Source organism: Nioella sediminis (assembly GCF_001879695.1).
GTDB lineage: Bacteria > Pseudomonadota > Alphaproteobacteria > Rhodobacterales > Rhodobacteraceae > Nioella > Nioella sediminis.
In genome coordinates, this window is sequence record NZ_MNBL01000099.1 from 1 (window position 1) to 1938 (window position 1938).

Sequence of the window (1938 nt, forward strand, 5' to 3'; positions counted from 1 at the left end):
AAGCGCCGACCCACGGGTGAGGTTCTGGAGACCGATGCGGATGTCTGCGACTACATTCTGAGCGCCGAAGCCGTGGCGCTTGTGCCGGGCCGCGCCTTCGGGCTGCCGGGGCATTTCCGCCTGTCCTACGCCTATTCCACCGATGACCTGACCGAAGGCCTGAGCCGGATCGCCCGCGCCGTGGCCGCCCTGACCTGAGGAGACGAAGATGAGCCTGAAAGCCAAAGACCGCCCCGACCTGTCGAGCTTCCAGTGGGACGACGCGCTGATGCTGGAAGGCCAGCTGACCGAAGACGAGCGCATGCTGCGCGACGCGGCGCGGGAGTTTGCGCAGAGCGAATTGCAGCCGCGTGTGATCAAGGCTTATGCCGAGGAGACCGTCGCGCCGGAGCTGTTTCCGCTGATGGGGCAGGCGGGGCTGTTGGGCGCGACCTTGCCCGAGGAATATGGCGGGCTTGGCGCGAACTATGTCACCTACGGCCTGATCGCGCGGGAGATCGAGCGGGTGGATTCTGGCTATCGCTCGATGATGTCGGTGCAGTCGAGCCTCGTGATCTACCCGATCTATGCCTACGGGTCGGAAGAGCAGCGGCAGAAATACCTGCCCGGCCTGTGCTCGGGTGAGCTGATCGGCTGCTTTGGCTTGACGGAACCCGATGCCGGGTCTGATCCGGCGGGCATGAAGACGCGGGCGGAGAAGACTGACAATGGCTATCGCCTGTCAGGGTCGAAGATGTGGATTTCGAACAGCCCGATTGCCGATGTCTTCGTGGTCTGGGCGAAATCCGAGGCGCATGGCGGCAAGATCCGGGGTTTCGTGCTGGAAAAGGGCATGAAGGGGCTGTCTGCGCCCAAGATCGCGGGCAAGCAGTCGCTGCGCGCGTCTGTGACAGGTGAGATCGTGATGGATGGCGTGGAAGTGGGCGAAGACGCGCTGCTGCCGAATGTGCAGGGTCTGAAAGGGCCGTTCGGCTGTCTCAACCGCGCGCGCTATGGCATTGCCTGGGGCGTGATGGGCGCGGCGGAGTTCAGCTGGCATGCGGCGCGGCAATACGGACTGGACCGCAAGCAATTCAACAAGCCCCTGGCGCAGACGCAGCTTTTCCAGAAGAAACTGGCCGATATGCAGACCGAAATCACCCTTGGCCTGCAGGCGGCGCTGCGCGTCGGGCGGCTGATGGACGAGGCCGCTGCCGCGCCCGAGATGATCAGCCTGATCAAGCGCAACAATTGCGGCAAGGCGCTGGATATCGCCCGCATGGCGCGCGACATGCATGGTGGCAACGGGATTTCCGAGGAATTCCAGGTCATTCGCCACATGATGAACCTGGAAACGGTGAACACCTATGAGGGCACCCATGACGTGCACGCGCTTATTCTGGGCCGTGCGCAGACGGGGTTGCAGGCCTTCTTCTGAGTTCCCGGCGACACCGTTGGACACGAAACCCGGGGCGCGGCAAGACTGCGCTCCGGGTTTTCTGTTTGAAAGAGGTGTCGCATGCCGCACCGGTCGAAATGGCCCGACAGCTTGCTGCGGATTGGCGAGGGCCGGGCAGGGCAAGCGCCGGCCATCCGCATGTCGGGGACCAGAGATCGGACCAGGACCGGGGCAGACAAGAGCGGCCGCAGGCTCCCCCTGGGCCGATGGGGTTCGATCCGCAGCGGTTCGGCTGAAGGTCCCTTGCTGCGCTAGGCCGCCGAGTCGCTGGATCCTGATGTGATTCACAGGCGCAAATCCCATGATCTGTGGATAAGCATGTGGATACCGCAAGATATAGAGAGGCGAGTCGCCAGAGCGTCGCCGCAGAGCCGCGATCACAGCGATCAAATCTGGTCCATGCGCCCTACATTGATCTGGTAATTCATTGATTTATTGATATAATACAATCTTCTTCAAAAAACTTTCACGAAAGATGCAAAAAGCGCTTGCGGGTTTTG

General features: G+C 62.1%; 2 protein-coding genes. Both read left to right on the plus strand.

Annotated features, from left to right (window positions below):
• Window positions 1–198 (plus strand): aminotransferase class I/II-fold pyridoxal phosphate-dependent enzyme (locus BKY26_RS20510; protein WP_342714965.1); only part of this gene is annotated, 198 nt, incomplete at its 5' end.
• Window positions 199–208: 10 nt separating this feature from the next.
• Window positions 209–1417, plus strand: coding sequence for an acyl-CoA dehydrogenase (locus BKY26_RS12630; RefSeq protein ID WP_071690748.1), 1209 nt, complete (start codon window positions 209–211; stop codon window positions 1415–1417).
• The last annotated feature ends 521 nt before the right edge of the window (window positions 1418–1938 follow it).

Excerpts from the sequence above, each read along its gene's own strand:
- BKY26_RS12630 (WP_071690748.1), top strand. The coding sequence starts at position 209 with ATGAGCCTGAAAGCCAAAGACCGCCCCGACCTGTCGAGCTTCCAGTGG.